The organism is Anaerobacillus alkalidiazotrophicus, from assembly GCF_001866055.1.
In genome coordinates this window covers 60774-76609 of the sequence record NZ_MLQS01000017.1, presented here as the reverse complement: position 1 = coordinate 76609, position 15836 = coordinate 60774, and the positions used below count along the sequence as shown (strand labels likewise).

14 protein-coding genes are annotated in these 15836 nt (G+C 36.5%); all 14 read right to left on the bottom strand.

All coding sequences use genetic code 11. The features are described from left to right. Nucleotides 1-49: 49 nt before the first annotated feature. On the bottom strand, nt 50-1474 hold the full coding sequence (locus BKP45_RS10815) for a PTS mannitol transporter subunit IICB (protein WP_071389703.1): 1425 nt from the start codon (nt 1472-1474) through the stop codon (nt 50-52). 233 nt (nt 1475-1707) lie between these two features. After that, on the bottom strand, nt 1708-2238 hold the full coding sequence (locus tag BKP45_RS10810; protein ID WP_071389702.1) for a chromate transporter: 531 nt from the start codon (nt 2236-2238) through the stop codon (nt 1708-1710). Further along, on the bottom strand, nt 2235-2813 hold the full coding sequence (locus BKP45_RS10805) for a chromate transporter (protein WP_071389701.1): 579 nt from the start codon (nt 2811-2813) through the stop codon (nt 2235-2237). Before BKP45_RS10805 ends, BKP45_RS10810 begins: the two co-directional genes overlap by 4 nt. A gap of 104 nt (nt 2814-2917) precedes the next feature. Beyond that, on the bottom strand, nt 2918-4570 hold the full coding sequence (ggt, locus tag BKP45_RS10800) for a gamma-glutamyltransferase (protein WP_071389700.1): 1653 nt from the start codon (nt 4568-4570) through the stop codon (nt 2918-2920). 64 nt (nt 4571-4634) lie between these two features. Further along, nucleotides 4635-5501, bottom strand: a complete 867-nt coding sequence (locus BKP45_RS10795; protein WP_071389699.1) for a fumarylacetoacetate hydrolase family protein — start codon at nt 5499-5501, stop codon at nt 4635-4637. 11 nt (nt 5502-5512) lie between these two features. After that, complete coding sequence (locus BKP45_RS10790; RefSeq protein ID WP_071389698.1) at nt 5513-6700, bottom strand: amidase; 1188 nt, start codon at nt 6698-6700, stop codon at nt 5513-5515. Nucleotides 6701-6748: 48 nt separating this feature from the next. After that, the gene (locus tag BKP45_RS10785; protein WP_071389697.1) at nt 6749-7999 is read right to left on the bottom strand and encodes a pyridoxal-phosphate-dependent aminotransferase family protein; all 1251 of its coding nucleotides are present in this window, start codon (nt 7997-7999) and stop codon (nt 6749-6751) included. Nucleotides 8000-8015: 16 nt separating this feature from the next. Beyond that, nucleotides 8016-9260, bottom strand: a complete 1245-nt coding sequence (locus BKP45_RS10780; protein WP_084787838.1) for a Zn-dependent hydrolase — start codon at nt 9258-9260, stop codon at nt 8016-8018. A 307-nt stretch (nt 9261-9567) separates the two neighbouring features. Then, nucleotides 9568-10656, bottom strand: a complete 1089-nt coding sequence (locus tag BKP45_RS10775; protein WP_139193810.1) for an ABC transporter substrate-binding protein — start codon at nt 10654-10656, stop codon at nt 9568-9570. A 19-nt stretch (nt 10657-10675) separates the two neighbouring features. Beyond that, nucleotides 10676-11551, bottom strand: coding sequence for an ABC transporter permease (locus BKP45_RS10770; RefSeq protein WP_071389696.1), 876 nt, complete (start codon nt 11549-11551; stop codon nt 10676-10678). Beyond that, nucleotides 11529-12281 carry an ABC transporter ATP-binding protein gene (locus tag BKP45_RS10765; RefSeq protein ID WP_071389695.1) on the bottom strand — a complete coding sequence of 251 codons (753 nt, stop codon included), beginning with the start codon at nt 12279-12281 and terminating at the stop codon, nt 11529-11531. Before BKP45_RS10765 ends, BKP45_RS10770 begins: the two co-directional genes overlap by 23 nt. Before the next feature lie 626 nt (nt 12282-12907). Continuing rightward, nucleotides 12908-14179, bottom strand: a complete 1272-nt coding sequence (locus BKP45_RS10760) for a TRAP transporter large permease (protein ID WP_071389694.1) — start codon at nt 14177-14179, stop codon at nt 12908-12910. A 1-nt stretch (nt 14180) separates the two neighbouring features. Continuing rightward, nucleotides 14181-14693, bottom strand: a complete 513-nt coding sequence (locus BKP45_RS10755) for a TRAP transporter small permease (RefSeq protein ID WP_245747435.1) — start codon at nt 14691-14693, stop codon at nt 14181-14183. A 67-nt stretch (nt 14694-14760) separates the two neighbouring features. Next, nucleotides 14761-15822 carry a TRAP transporter substrate-binding protein gene (locus BKP45_RS10750; protein WP_071389693.1) on the bottom strand — a complete coding sequence of 354 codons (1062 nt, stop codon included), beginning with the start codon at nt 15820-15822 and terminating at the stop codon, nt 14761-14763. Nucleotides 15823-15836 lie beyond the last annotated feature (14 nt).

Sequence of the window (15836 nt, the reverse complement as noted above, 5' to 3'; positions counted from 1 at the left end):
GACGAAAAAAATAGAAAAGAGCTGTAGAAACTCTTTCCTATTTTTTCATTTATTTAAGATTCTCAACTAGTTCATCATATTTTGGACTATTTAAGAAATTTTCTACAGAAATATGTTGAGCGTTTGGTAACTTCGCCTTAGCTCGATCTGTTAAATCTTGATGAGTAACAACAAGATCAGCATCTGCAGGTAGATTATTAATTGACGTATTTGAAACTGTAATATCTAGTCCGGCTTTTTTGAATTTATTTTTGAGAACTGAAGCTCCCATTGCACTTGAACCCATTCCTGCATCACATGCAAAGATAACCTTACGAACATTCTCTTTATTAATTTCTTTTGTCTCTTCTTTCACTAAAGAAGCAGCTGTTTCACTTTTTTTCCCTTTCATTCCTTGCATCTTTTCAGCTGCATTAGCTAAATCGTTTGTCTCTTCATTTTGTTTGCTTGCCTTTAAGATTAATGAAGATATTACAAATGAAACTGCTGTTGCAACAACAACACCTGATAATACAGCAAAGTAATCTCCTCTAGGTGTCATTGCCACTAACGCGAAAATACTACCAGGTGATGGAGCTGCTACTAATCCAGCACTAAAAAGGTTAAATGTAAAGACACCACTTGCCCCACCTGCAATTGCTGCAATAATTAACGCAGGCTTCATTAAAATATATGGGAAGTAAATTTCATGAATACCACCGAAGAAATGAATGATTGCTGCTCCAGATGAAGATTGTTTTGCCATTCCTTTCCCAAATACCATATACGCTAACAAGATTCCAAGTCCAGGACCTGGATTTGTTTCAAGTAAAAATAGAATAGATTTACCCGTTTGTGCTGCTTGTTCGATTCCAATCGGACTTAAAATACCATGATTAATTGCATTATTTAAGAATAAGACCTTTGCTGGCTCAATAAAAATACTTGCTATTGGTAATAAACCTGCTCCAATAATTGCTTCTACCCCAGATGCTAGAAACGTATTTAATCCTAATACTACTGGACCTACTGCTTTAAATGCTACTAACGTTAATATCCCTGCTAGAATTCCCGCAGAAAAATTATTCACTAACATTTCAAAGCCTTGTCTAACTTTCCCATCAATCTTTTGGTCGAACTTCTTAATTAAATATCCACCAAGAGGACCCATAACCATTGCCCCTAAAAACATCGGGATATCCGCACCAACAATAACACCCATTGTTGCTGTTGCACCAACTACACCACCACGAACATCATAAATCATCTTACCACCAGTGTATCCTATCAATAATGGCAATAAATAAATGATCATTGGTCCGACTAGTTCTGCTAAACTTTCATTTGGTAACCAACCAGTAGGAATAAATAATGCCGTTATAAGACCCCATGCAATAAATGCCCCGATATTCGGCATGATCATACCACTTAAGTAACTTCCAAAACGCTGAACTTTAACTCTGAAACCTTTATTTGAACTTGTATTATTCATCATTTAGTTCCCCTTTCAATATATGTTTCTTACACTTTTTATAATAAAGCGTTTACAATCATTATTCCATTTAAAGAAAAGTGCATTTTGGCAAGGGGGTTGTTGTCATTTTTAACAATCCAAAAACTGTAACTATTACTAGTATGGGGTACTGAACTTATTTTTAGGCAACGTTACAACAATATTTTAGAAAAGAAAAAACACACAAGAATTTATAATCCTCGTGTGTCATTCATTCAACTTAAAAAAATTGCTCCATATCCTATTCCTAATAAAATAACGAGAGCTGGATGAACCTTCCATTTCTCTAGTAATAGAAAGCTGACAAGCAATAGAATGATTGTTTGCCAAATACCTACACCAACGTTTGAGCTTTCTATAAATCTAAAGGCAAGAACTCCTAATAGAATCGCAATGGTTGGCCGAATCAGCATTGTCATTCGTTTCACTTTCGGTGATTCTTTAAACTTATATAATATTCCAAGTAAGACAATCATCAGTAATAACGATGGTGCAACTGTTGCAAACACTCCAACAAATGCCCCGAACACACCACCTACTTCATAGCCGATATATCCTGACATTTTCGTAGCGATTGGACCTGGCAATGCATTTCCTAAAGCTAGAACCTCACTAAATTCTTCAACTGTCATCCATTGATAGCGGTTCACTACTTCATATTGGATAAGCGGAATCGAGGAGGGGCCGCCACCATACCCTACAATACCTGGAATAAAGAAAGCTAAAAATATATGAAGATATATCATTGCACGTTACTCCTTTCCTTTTGCCCATGGTCTTTTGTAGGTGCGTTAGGCTTAAGTAGTGCATAGGATAATAAAAGTGCGATAACGATTCCAGGATGGATATTTAAAAATTCAATGAACAACAAACTTGCAACAAGTAATAGAATACTTATTCCCCATCCAAGTCCTTCTTTTGACTTTTGAAAAAATTGCCACGCCAAAACTGCTAGCATAACGGCAACAACTGGAATGACTCCTTTTGTTATCCCCGCCACCCACGATTCATCTTTAAATTTCGATAAAGACGTTAATAAGACGATCATTAATATAATTGTTGGAACAATAGATGCAATAATAGCGGTTAACATTCCTGTTAAACCAGCAACACGATACCCTATATAGCCTGCCATTTTTGTGTTTATCGGACCTGGAAGAGTGTTCCCGATAGCAAGTACATCACTAAATTCGTCATCACTCATCCATTTAAACGTTTCTACAACTTCTTTATGGACGAGTGGGATCGAAGAAGGACCACCACCATAACCTAACATCCCTGATCTAAAAAATGCGATAAAAATATTTACGAGAGTTTTCATGAAAAAAATCCCACTTTCATGAGTAATTTTGACCTAACCTTATTACAATTATTTCTTCATAAGCTTATATTAACAACGATAATTTTAAAAACAAGATTACTATATTAGTGACCGATTGCAATCCCATCTCCACGCGGATCCGCTCCACCATATTTTACATTGTTTTCATCATCAATTAGTATAACACCAGCGTGACCCATGATGTCTGTAAATTCTTCGACAGCTTCTATGGAATGACCTTTCTTTTGTAGTTCATTTCTAACTTCCTTTGATATTCTAGATTCAATTTTTAAACGATTAGAATTTGCCCCCCAAGTTCGTCCATATAACCATCTTGGCGCTTCAATTGCTGCTTGAATACTGTAATTGTAATCAATAATTCTCGTAACAAGTGCTGCCTGTGTTTGTGGTTGCCCTTCCCCTCCCATCGTTCCATATACTAGATAAGGAGATTTCCCACGAAATAACATCGCTGGATTAAGAGTATGGAAGGTTCGTTTATTTGGCTGCAAGCAATTAATATCATTTGGATTAAGTGAGAAGAAACTACCTCGGTTTTGTAGCAATACTCCAGTTCCCTTTGGGATTATACCAGAGCCGAAATCATGATAGATACTTTGAATTAATGAGACTGCATTTCCATATTGATCGACTACACCGAGCCATACTGTATCTCCTTTTGGATCTAACTGCTTTTCCATACTTAGCGTTTCAGCTAAGTTAATTTTAGCCGCTAATTGTTTGCCTCTTTTTTCAGATATTAGTTCGTCAACAGGTATGTGAGAAAAGTCAGGATCTGTTAACCATTGGTCGCGATCACAAAAAGCAAGCTTTGTTGCTTCAACGATTAGATGAATGTATTCTGGTGAACCTTCCTCAATACAAGTTAGATCAAATTGGTTTAAAATGTTTAAAATCGATAATGATGCCAACCCTTGTGTATTAGGTGGAAGATTATACGCTGTATATCCACGATAATTAACAGATATTGGTTCAACCCAATCAGAACTATGCTTTCTAAAGTCTTCTTCAGTCAGTAAACCTCCATTTAATCGTAGATCATCTACAATTTGTTTTCCAATCGAACCTTGGTAAAATGCACGACTTCCTTCATTGGCAATTGTCTCTAATGTAACCGCCAAGTCGTGTTGCATCATTAACTCTCCAGCTTGATAGAGTAAGCCATTTTCTTTTAAGAAAATGTTTTGAAACTCATCAAATCTTTGTAAATTTCTAAATTCATCACTTTTTTCAGCATTTATCTTGGTCCAATAAGCTTGGCTAGGCGTTACTGGAAATCCATTCTTTGCATAGCTAATTGCTGGTTGCAGAAGCTCTAACCAAGGTATATCTCCATCCAAATAACTTTTTGAATATTGATACGCTTGATCCCAACCTGCTACAGACCCTGGAACGGTGTTTGCCGAAAGATAGCCTCTAGCTGGAATAGTTTCGTACTTTTGTTTTTGATAGAAATCAATTGTAGCTAACTCTCCAGCACGTCCACTACCATTTAACCCTTTTAACTCTTGCTTTTTAGCATTATAGACGAGCCAGAAATTATCTCCACCAATACCATTCATATGTGGATAAACGACAGAAATGGATGCAGCTGCTGCAATAGCCGCTTCTATTGCATTTCCACCGTTTTGTAGTATATTCATCCCTGCTTGAGTCGCTAAATAATGGGGGCTTGTGACCATTCCACTAGGAGCCATTGTTGTTGGTCTATAGGAAAAATGTTTATAGTTTCTCATTTTGATCTCCCCCGTTCTTTTTTTATATTTACGAAGAGTAGCCTGACAAATTAGTGATTTTCCATTAAGAATATCTTACTACCTGATTTTTCAAAGCCTCTAACCCATCAATATGACACTCAACTATGTCACCATCCCTAATCACCGTAGAACCTGGAGTTCCAGTCATAATAATGTCTCCTGGCAATAAGGTCATTACTTTTGAATGAAACGAAATAAGAAATGCTGGTGGAAACTTCATATATGACACACTTTTTTCGTGAATTGTTTCTCCATTTAATACGGTTGCTACATTTACGTTAGCTAAATCTCGTACCTCATCCTTCGTTAAAAACTGTGGGCCAAAGCTAAAAAACGTATCGAAACTTTTGGCTCGTGCTAAAAAGCGTGGATTTATTGCGTGAATATCACTAGCTGTCATATCCAATGCTGTTGTATAGCCAGCTATAACATCTTCTACTTCATCCTCTGAAATATTTTTGCAACGCTTACCGATAATGATAGCTAACTCTCCCTCTGCTGTTGTACGTTCTGACTGCTCTGGTAGGATAATGTGATCATTAGGTCCAATTAGTGTTGTATCTGGTTTAAAAAAACTAACAGGATCATCATCTACATTCACTTTCTCTATTTCTATTAAATCTGTTACATAGTTCATCCCAATTCCCCAGATTTTTCTTGGGTTCCTATATAAAGGAGCGTACTCTACTTCAGTTTGTAAAGTCATAGGGTATGTTTCCAATCTTTCTTTGCCACCATTTTGATACCATTCAATTAATTCGTTTAATTGACCTTTTTCAATGATATTGAATAGGTTTAAATCAAAAGAAAGACCCTCAAATTGATTTATCGTTTCTAGTAAAACTATTCCTTTTGTCGAGAAAACTGCGGCTAGTTCTTGATCATTATGTTTAATAGTAGCTAGTTTCATCACGTATCTCCTCAACTATTTTTTATTTGTTTCTGTTGAAATAACGCTTTATGTTCCTCAATCCATTCAAGTAATCGTAAATCTTGATGTGGTCCTGCAATAATCGACAAACCAATTGGACTTCCATCTACATTTTGCATCGGAATTGTCACTTGTGGTAACCCTGCTAACCCCGCAATACAAGACAATTGCAATGTTTGTTGACGACGTAACTCTATTTGCTCACCAGATAAATTTAATAATGGTGCTTTCCCTGGAGTCGTCGGTATAATGAACAAACCATCTTCCCCAAGTAACTCTATCAAATGGTTTTTCATTCGTTCTCTTAATAGTAATTCTTGGTTAATATCACTTAGCGTACTTGCCCATTCAAACCGACTGTCAATATCAGGACCGAATATAGGATTTTCTTTTCGGATCCATTCACCGTGTGTGTTCCAAATCTCTATTCCTTGTAAAATACGAAATACATTCATCCATTCCTGTAAACCTCCTTCTGAAATTTCTATCCATGAACTCTGCCCAAATAAACTCTCAAATCGTGCAAAAAGAGGGGAAAATGCATCTTTACTTTCATCATCCGCTAAATCCCATGCTTCATTTACAAACATATACCGATTAAATTTTTGGTTAGACAATTTTTCTGGTAATAAAATTCTACCAACTTCTAGAAGTACATCAGAGTCCTTCGTCATCCAACCGACTGTATCAAAGCTAGAAGCTAACGGGATTACGCCATCTATTGGAACTACTCCATGTGTAGGGCGAATTCCATAGATCCCACAATACGCTGCAGGAATTCGGACTGAGCCACCTGTATCGGTTCCTAATGCAAAGTCAACAAGATTACCCGCTACTGCAACCGCTGATCCACTTGAAGAGCCACCTGGTATACATTCTGGAACTTTAGGATTTACCGGTGTTCCATAATGATAGTTTTCGCCGTTTAAGCTATACATCAATTCATCCGTAATCGTCATTCCTGTTAAACTTGCGCCATTTTCTAATAACCTTTGAATGGATGTTGCCGTTTGGCTTGCCGCTTCATGCGTGCGTAACCAATCTGGATTCCCTGCGCTACATACATGCCCTTTCACACAAAAAACGTCTTTAACAGCAAAAGTTTGCCCAGTTAACAATCCTACTTTATAAGCTCCAACAATAAGGTCTTCCCGTATAAATGCATTATAATGCTTCATCACACACCTCCATGTATCATTAAAATAATAACGAAACTTTACCGGATATTACTTTACATGAACACGTCCAACGTTTTTATATACGTCTAATGCTGCTTGAACAGCTTCACCTTTATGAATGTTTGCACCGTGATGAAGAAGTACCGCTTCAAGTGCCCCTAATGTTAATAAAACATTTCTTTGTTGGCAGCTATACCCCATCGTTCCTACTCTCCAAATTTTCCCATGCAACGGTCCAAATGAGCTCGCTATCTCAATACCAAAGTCTTCAAGAAGCATCGTTCTTACAGCATCCCCGTTTACTCCTTCTGGAATGTTAATACACGTGACGGTAGGTAGCTTAAAATTCGGATTACCAAATAAACTAAGTCCCATAGCCTCTATTCCCACAACTAATGCTCGTTCATTGACGCGGTGCCTTTCAAATCTTTGTTGTAGGCCTTCTTCTAAAATAATTCGCAACCCTTCATATAATCCATATAACATCGAAGTAGCTTCTGTATGATGATTGAGTCGTGCCGGGCTCCAATAATCTTGAAGTTGGCTCAAATCAAAATAATTGCTACGAATACGTCTATCAAAATTATTCATGGATAACTGCGTTTGTGTAGCGAGTCCTTTTTCAATTGACTTCCTTTGCATTAAAATTGTTTCAATGCGGTCATTATATGTGATCGGTGCCATTCCAGAAGGTACAGAAAGACATTTTTGTGTTCCTGTAATAAGACCATCGATCATCCACTCATCCGTTTTCACATCAGTCCCTGCAACAGTCGCAACCGCATCAACAATGAGTAAAACGTCAAGTTCACGACACGCATAACCAATTTCTTTTAAGGGCTGCATTCGTCCAGTTGATGTATCACCATGAACCATTGCTACAACTTTCGGCTTCACTTTTTTTATTTCTTTTATAATTATCTCAGGATCGAATACTTCCCCCCACTCACAAACAAGTGAATGAACTCTTGCACCACACCGTTCAGATATTTCAGTGAGTAAGCCACCAAATCTACCAAAAGAAGGGATAAGCACACCATCTCCTTCTTCAATAACACTACATAACATTGCTTCAATTCCCGCTCGTGAAGTTCCATCTATCGGAAACGCCCAATGATTGTTTGTTTGCAAAACCTTACGTAATAATCCCATCGTATCATTCATTATCGCTGTAAACTGTGGATCAAATTGTCCTAGAATCGAACTAGACATTGCTTTTAAAACTCTCGGATCCACTTCAACTGGTCCTGGTGTCATAATCGTACGTGCTGGAATGTGTAAATGCCCTATATGGTTCATAAGCCTTGCCTCCTTTTTATTGAGCTAAGTTAACTAAAGTGTTGAATAATACTTGTGTTCCAATCGCACAATCTTCTGTGTCCGTCCATTCTTTCGGATGGTGACTAATCCCATCTTTTGAGCGAACAAAGATCATTCCCATTTCCGTTATATTAGCCATTATTAACGAGTCGTGTCCAGCCCCACATTGTAATTTCATTGTTGGTTGATCTAGTTGATGACAAGCCTCTTCAATAGCTTCCATCACTTTGGGTGAGCACACTTTCGGATCTACAGACTTTTTCACATCGACTTTAGCGCTAACTCCTCTTTTAATCGAAACTTGATGAATCGCTTCCCTTACTTTGTTAACCATATCGATTCGTTTTGTTTTATCAATATGACGAAGATCAATTGAAAATTTGGAAATCCCAGGAATAATATTCACCCCACCTGGCTCAATTCTTAACTTACCTACCGTTCCAACTCCACCATATTGAGTCGCTATTTTTTCCACATCTAACATCACTTCTGCCATCGCTAATCCTGAATCGTATCTCATGTTCATCGGAGTTGCACCAGCATGATCTGCATGACCTTCAAAGGTTACTTCCATCCATACAGGTCCTTGGATACTTGTTACAATTCCAATGGGGAGGTTGTTTCCTTCTAGCACTTTCCCTTGTTCGATATGCATTTCTATAAAAGCTTTGATTTCTTCTTTGTTGCGGATTGCTTCTTTATATCTTTCAGGTTGAAATCCAGCTTGGCAAAATGCCTCTTCATATGAAACTCCTTCATCATCTCTTAATTGAAGAATCGTTTCATCTAACTCTCCGGCCATCGCCTTACTTCCGATATACCCTGTACCAAATCGCGTTCCTTCCTCATCGGTAAACGAGACTACATCAATTGTGTTCTGTAATTTTATTCCAGATTCTTTTATTGATCGTACTGCTTCAATGGCTCCTAAGACACCGAGAGCACCATCAAACCTTCCACCTTGATAAACCGTATCAATATGAGAACCAGTCATAACGATCGGTTTCGTTTGATCTACACCTTTTAAGGATCCAATGATGTTTCCTACTACATCAACCTTTACGCTAAGCCCTGCTTCTTTCATGAGTTCAATTACATATTTTCTGGCAGCTAAATCTTCCTTTTGAAGAGACAATCTAGTTATTCCTTCTTCACTAATGTTTTCTGACGCACCGAATGTAGCTAGTTTCTGTAGTGAACTCCACAGTCGCTGTTGATTAATTTGATAAGTGGCAATCAAGACAATCCCTCCCAATAGTTTTCTATTTTTTCCTAGTATAATAAACAGACCTTCGTACAGTCATTATTTAAGATAACTAAATTCTATACTGCAATTTATTCAAACTAAACAAAGATTAGTGTAGAGCGAAATTGAAATTCTTCATAGTAACTAGCTGTACAAGGACCATATATGTAAAGTAACCTTACATATAATTCGAAATAAATTCACTTAAATAACAATAATTCATCCAAAAGTTGATTTAAGGCTTTTCCAATTAATTACTATAAAAAAAATAAGTCCCCCATCTTTCGGGGACTTAAGCATTTTAATTCTCATTTAGGACTTCGTTTAACAAACTAAAGTCTGTATAACTATCGAAATCTGGTAGGTTCGTAATGTTGTTCATTTCTAATAAAAACTCAGCAATTTCGTTTGAACCATCAATCATCGCCTGTGGAACTTCCATTGAATACACATTTCGTCCCATCATTTCCTTTACTTCCTCAAGCGTTAAATGTGGCATTTCTTCTTGTAATATCACTGCAGCATCATCACTGTTGGCATTAATATAGTCAGTTGCACGATTTAATGCACGAAGAAGAGCTTTTACTGTATTTGGATTTTGCTCTAAGTAATTACGATTTACTTGGAATGTTGAGTAAAAACGCATCCAATCAACGCTTCCGTCTTTTTCTGGTAAGTGAGCCTCTGTTCCACTAAAAAGTAAAGTTCCGCCAATTTCAATAGCTTTTGTAATCCATGGTTCCCAAGCAGCCATAATGTCAATGTCACCGCGTTCAAGTGCAGCAATTTGGTCAGCAGGAGCAATATTAACAAACTGTACTTTTGAAACGTCTACTCCCATTTCTTTTGCCATGTTTTGAAAAGCAATCATGATTCCAGCACCGTTAACCATTCCAACTTTTTTCCCCTCAATATCTTTGGCACTAGTAATCTCAAGTCCTGGACGCGCAACCACTGCTTGGGTTCCTGCAATGTTAGCCATCGGTGCAACAATAACTGTTGGAATATTATTAGAAGAAACTGTAATGTTCGTAATCGTAGTTTCAAAGCTTAACTGAGCATCACCACTAGCAATCATTGGTCCAATATCTGGTCCAGATTGAACAAGCCTGCTATTAACATTTAATCCTTCTTCGGCAAAGTACCCTAGTTTATCAGCAATGATTTGTTGTCCAGAAACTTGGGGACCAATTACTCCCCATAATGTTACATCTGTTTGCTCAATTTCTCCGTTTGCTTGTGGGTCAATAGTTTCTGAAGCAACTGCAAGATCCGTCGTTTCTTCTTTCTTTGCTACTTCCTCTTGACCACATGCACTTAGGACAAAGAGACTTAATAAACCAACTAGTAATGCTGTGTACCACTTGCGATTCAATTTGCTCCAATTCATGTTCACCATCTCCAATTTGTTATTTTTTATTAACCGCATCTGTAAACTGTGTTCCTTGTTTCCAGCGGAAGATACGTCGTTCAGTCATTGTAAGAATTCCTGCAAAAATCGAATAAAGTAACCCAATTAAAGCACATGCAAGAAACATATTTGCCATCATGAAAAAGTTACGCGAGTCAATAATCATATAACCTAACCCAGCATCTGCTCCAATCATTTCGGATACAACCATTGCCGAAAATGCAACAGCTAAACTTACACGCATGCCAACAAAAATAGCCGGTAACGTTGAAGGTAATATTATTTTTTTAAATACCATTGCTTGTGATGCCCCTAGTGATAATGCTGATCGTATTAGTAAAGGATTTACATTCCGGATACCATCAACCGTATAAGCAAGCATAGGTAAAGCTGTAGAATAAGTAATTAACGTTAATTTTGATACTTCTCCAACTCCTAGCCAAATGATAAAAATAGGAAGAAACGCAAATGGCGGAATAGGTCCAATCATATTCACTAACGGATCGAGAGTATTTTCAATCCATTTGTAGCGTACTATTAAAAATCCAGCAGTAACAGCTAAGATAACTCCAAGAGAAAAACCAACTGCTAAACGAGAAGTACTAGACCAAATATGTTTCCAAAGCACTCCTTGCTCGATCATCCGTAAACCAGATTGCAAGATATCAGTTGGAGTTGGAAGATAGACAGGATTAAACCAGATAAAATGAGCATTCATCATCCCAAAAATTTGCCAGATGACAAAGAAACTAACGATTGTTACTCCCCTTTGGAACGAGTCATTTTTTAATACTAAAAATAAATTCTTTTTTTCCTTAGTAGGAGTTGCTTTTGTATAAGCAGACGTTACTTTAACTGATTTGACTGTACTCATTTTGCTTCTCCTCCATTAAAATAGTTTCTAACTCTTCTGTTAATCTCGTAAACTCAGGATCACGTTGATCACGTGGCCGATCCATATTCACTTTATAATCAGCTGCAACCTGACCTTCTTTCATCACAAGTATTCGATCCCCAAGATGTATCGCTTCTGAGATACTATGGGTAACAAAAATAACAATTGGTTTTAACTCTGACCAAATTCTTGTCAATTCTCGTCTCATCGTCTCTCTTGTTAAAATATCTAATGCTCCAAATGGCTCATCCATTAATAACACCTCAGGTTCATTTGCTAAAGCCCGAGCAATTCCTACACGCTGTTTCATGCCACCTGACAATTGAGATGGATAGTGATCAGCAAACTCCGCTAAACCAACTAACTTTAAGTAGTAGTCTACTTTTTCATTTACTTTTGTTTTGTTTTCTTTTTGAATGGTGGGCCCAAAAGCAATATTTTCTCTTACTGTAAACCAAGGAAATAAGGCGTGTTCTTGGAATACAACTCCCCGTTCTTTTGCTGGACCTTTCACACGATTTTCGTTTACATAGATTTCACCTTCGTCTGGAGTTAAAAATCCAGCAATCATATTAAGTAAAGTAGATTTCCCACAACCACTATGACCAAGGATGCATACAAATTCCTCTTCTTTGATGTTAAAGTCAATTTGCTTTAAAACCTCTTTTGAATAAAAAAACTTACGAACACCACTTACTTGTAAACTCATTCAAGTTGCCCCCTTTAATAATTCATTTCAAGTATTCAGTTTTTTGCTGACCTCAATCCATCTGTTTCGGTGCAACTTATAGTCCTATCTTAAAGCGACTAGAGAAGATCGTCATTGGTCACTATATACAAAAACAAGTTTCCTATTTGATCACTTCATCTAACGTAATTAGTTTCTAAACTAATATTTGTAGTGTTATGGTCCCTTTTTTGGTCAAAAACAACCTTTCTTCGGCCAATTGTGGCAACTATTTTTTCTGTTGTTTCTACTTTTTCATAAGGAGAATACATGTCGAAATAAAATGTCAGATTTGATAACTATATATTTTTCATCTAGCTTAAAAATTGTCAGATCTGCATCATTTCCATCCTTCAATTGATCTTTTGTTTCGAAGTCCGAAGCGTTCCCCTAAATTATTGATAGGTTAAAGCAGTATCCTAAATTGATAAAAGTGTTAATTTATCAATAAAAAATGGAGCACCAATACTGATTTGGCACTCCAAAAAAAGTTATTTTTCCAATTTTCTCTACACTAAGTACTTATGATGAATTCACAGGCACTTAAATACAATAAAGCTTAACTATCAAACTCTAAATATCTTTCTATGAGACTATTGATAATCTTTTTACCCAAATAAACTAGGTAACCACAAAGACAAAAATGGGATATATGCAACAAGAAAAACAACCACTGCACCTACTAGAAAGAAAGGTACAACATCTTTCGTTGCTTTTTCAATACTGATATCAGCTAGGTGACATGAAATAAATAAATTTGACCCGATCGGTGGTGTAAACAGACCTAGAGCTAACGCACATAACATAACAATGGCAAAATGCATTGGATCAATTCCAATTCCTGTTGCGATAGGAAAAAAGATTGGTATAAATAGGAATAAATTTGGCACTAATTCCATCACCATTCCAGCTGCAAATAAAATGACAATCATGATAAATAACAAGAGCCAATCAGCTAACCCTAAAGATAGTAGCAGATCGGAAATTAGCTTAGGAATCCCCTCTCTTATTAATACGTAAGTAAAAATCATTGAACTACAAATCATAAACATAACGATTGTTGTTCCATACACGGTGTCTCTAATTGCTCCAATTATATTTTGAATATTTAACTTTTTATATATTAAACTACCGACAATCAATGCATAAAAAACTGCTAAAGCTGCCGCTTCCGTAGCTGTCGCAATTCCAAATACAATTGCCCCTATTAAAAAGATAGGTAAGACAATCGCCCAAGATGCATGCTTTAAGCTTCCCAATAATTCTTTAAATGAAGATTTACTCTCCCGAGGATACCCTCTTTTTATCGAGATAATAATCGTATACAACAAGTAACTAATTCCAATTAAAATCCCTGGAAGTACACCAGCTAAGAACATTTGGCCTACTGATAAATTCGTTAACCAAGCAATTATAATCATCGTTGTACTTGGTGGAATAATAATACCAACAACAGAACTTGATGCATTAATTGCAGCTGCAAATGATGATGAATATTTTTTCCGCTTCATTTCAGGGATTAACACACTTCCCGTCGAAGCAGCATCAGCAACTGAAGAACCAGATACCCCAGCCATCCCCATACTTGTAACAACCGAGACACATCCTAATCCACCTGGCAGCCTCCTAACCATTACATCAGCTAAATTAATGATACGATGAGCAATCGTTCCTTGTACCATTAAATGGCCTGCTAAAATAAAAAATGGAATTGCCAAAAAAGCAAATGATTGAGTATTTGAAAAAAAACGCTGTGCAAGCATTGACAAAGGAATACCCTCTATAAGAATATATAACAATGATGATGCTCCCATCGCAAAGGCAATTGGAACACCAAATAGTACCAACAAGACGAAACTAACAATCATCATCCAAACCATTTCAAACCTCCTTTCTAGTATCTTTTATACTATTTTTTATTAATTCAAATAATTGATAAGTTAAAACTACTGACATTCCAACAAAAGCAAAAACTCCTGAAAGATACAGCCAATTCATTGAGATTTGAAGAACTGGGAACTTCTGAGCGGATACCGAGTTCGCTAACTCAATACTAGATAAAAACATATAAAAAGCGAAAAATAACATGACAATTTTACCCACAATGATTAATATTTTTTGAAATTCACTCCTTAATAAACCTCGGAAGTGAGTTATTGATAAATGACCCTCATTTTTAGTAACAATAATTGCACCCATAAATATTACCCACGGAAAAAGTATTGCTGTTAACTCTCCTGAGAAAGCAAAGGGAAAGTTAAAGAAATATCTACTTAAGACCTCTAAAAAAACAATAATTGTTAAGAGAGACATGAGCAGTATAGTAAATACATCAACTACTTGAATAAAGTTATTTATAATAACATTAATAAAACTCTTCCGTGGATATTCCATTATTATTTCCTCCTTATGTTTAAAAGGTAGAGTGTTAAATTACTTACATCACACTCTACCTTCTAAATTAATTTTTCGCCTGACGGTACTCTTCTAAAAACTTATATGTTTCTTCCACCGCTTCAGCTGGTATCGTTTTTGAAATACTATCAATTTTAGGTTCTAGTACATCACGAAATGCTTGAATATCTGGTTCAGTAATTTCGATAAATTCATCTTTTAAAATTTCTAACATTTCTGCATCCTTCTTTTGAATATGAGCCCTAGATAAATCTCTCGCTTCATACGCGGCTTCTTGGATAATCTCTTGTAATTCTTCATCTAAGCTATTCCATAAATCGTCATTCATAATAAAGTTTACGTGCCAGTAAAAATGATTGGTTAACGCCAAATAGTCTTGAACTTCATGGAAATTCGTTTCATATATAGCTGATGGTGGATTAAACTGACCATCAACAACACCTTGAGACAACGCCATATATACTTCAGTGAATGGCATCGTTGAAACAGCACTTCCTAACTCTCTAAAACTTTCAATCCAAATAGCCTCATTCGGACTTCTCATTCTCAATCCTTTTAAATCATCTGGATGATAAATGGGCTTATTATTAGTAGTAATCTGCGCAAAGCCAAGTTCAGTGTGCGCTAATACTTTGAACCCTCTCTCAGATGCTAATTCTTTCCATCTATCTCCTACAGGACCATCCAATACTGCATATGCTTCATCATAATCATCTACGATAAACGGTAATGATAATGTATTATATTCTGGAACTATATTCGCAAACAAACCACCAGCTAACTGTAGTTCAAGAGCACCAACTTGCACCATATTTACCATCTCTTGTTCAGTACCAAGAGACTCCCCAAGGTGGATATCAATCTGTAGACGACCATCCGTTTTTTCTTCTACAACTTCTTTAAACTTTTTTGCCGTTATATCTCTAACAGACCCTTCTGTTGTATTAATTCCAAGACTCCATTTATAGACTTCTGATTTTGGATTATCACTTTCTTGTACTTCGGAACTAATATTTGTTTCTGTACCGACACTAGTTCCACAAGCTGTTAGAATTGCACCGAAAACAAATAGAAAACTATATAACAAACTGCGAAATTGTTTCTTCATACTACTTCCTCCCT

Excerpts from the sequence above, each read along its gene's own strand:
- BKP45_RS10760 (WP_071389694.1), bottom strand. The coding sequence starts at position 14,179 with ATGGTTTGGATGATGATTGTTAGTTTCGTCTTGTTGGTACTATTTGGT.
- BKP45_RS10810 (WP_071389702.1), bottom strand. The coding sequence starts at position 2,238 with ATGATATATCTTCATATATTTTTAGCTTTCTTTATTCCAGGTATTGTA.
- BKP45_RS10750 (WP_071389693.1), bottom strand. The coding sequence starts at position 15,822 with ATGAAGAAACAATTTCGCAGTTTGTTATATAGTTTTCTATTTGTTTTC.
- BKP45_RS10815 (WP_071389703.1), bottom strand. The coding sequence starts at position 1,474 with ATGATGAATAATACAAGTTCAAATAAAGGTTTCAGAGTTAAAGTTCAG.
- BKP45_RS10770 (WP_071389696.1), bottom strand. The coding sequence starts at position 11,551 with ATGAGTACAGTCAAATCAGTTAAAGTAACGTCTGCTTATACAAAAGCA.
- BKP45_RS10755 (WP_245747435.1), bottom strand. The coding sequence starts at position 14,693 with ATGGAATATCCACGGAAGAGTTTTATTAATGTTATTATAAATAACTTT.
- BKP45_RS10765 (WP_071389695.1), bottom strand. The coding sequence starts at position 12,281 with ATGAGTTTACAAGTAAGTGGTGTTCGTAAGTTTTTTTATTCAAAAGAG.
- BKP45_RS10775 (WP_139193810.1), bottom strand. The coding sequence starts at position 10,656 with ATGAATTGGAGCAAATTGAATCGCAAGTGGTACACAGCATTACTAGTT.
- BKP45_RS10795 (WP_071389699.1), bottom strand. The coding sequence starts at position 5,501 with ATGAAACTAGCTACTATTAAACATAATGATCAAGAACTAGCCGCAGTT.
- BKP45_RS10805 (WP_071389701.1), bottom strand. The coding sequence starts at position 2,813 with ATGAAAACTCTCGTAAATATTTTTATCGCATTTTTTAGATCAGGGATG.
- BKP45_RS10790 (WP_071389698.1), bottom strand. The coding sequence starts at position 6,700 with ATGAAGCATTATAATGCATTTATACGGGAAGACCTTATTGTTGGAGCT.
- ggt (WP_071389700.1), bottom strand. The coding sequence starts at position 4,570 with ATGAGAAACTATAAACATTTTTCCTATAGACCAACAACAATGGCTCCT.
- BKP45_RS10785 (WP_071389697.1), bottom strand. The coding sequence starts at position 7,999 with ATGAACCATATAGGGCATTTACACATTCCAGCACGTACGATTATGACA.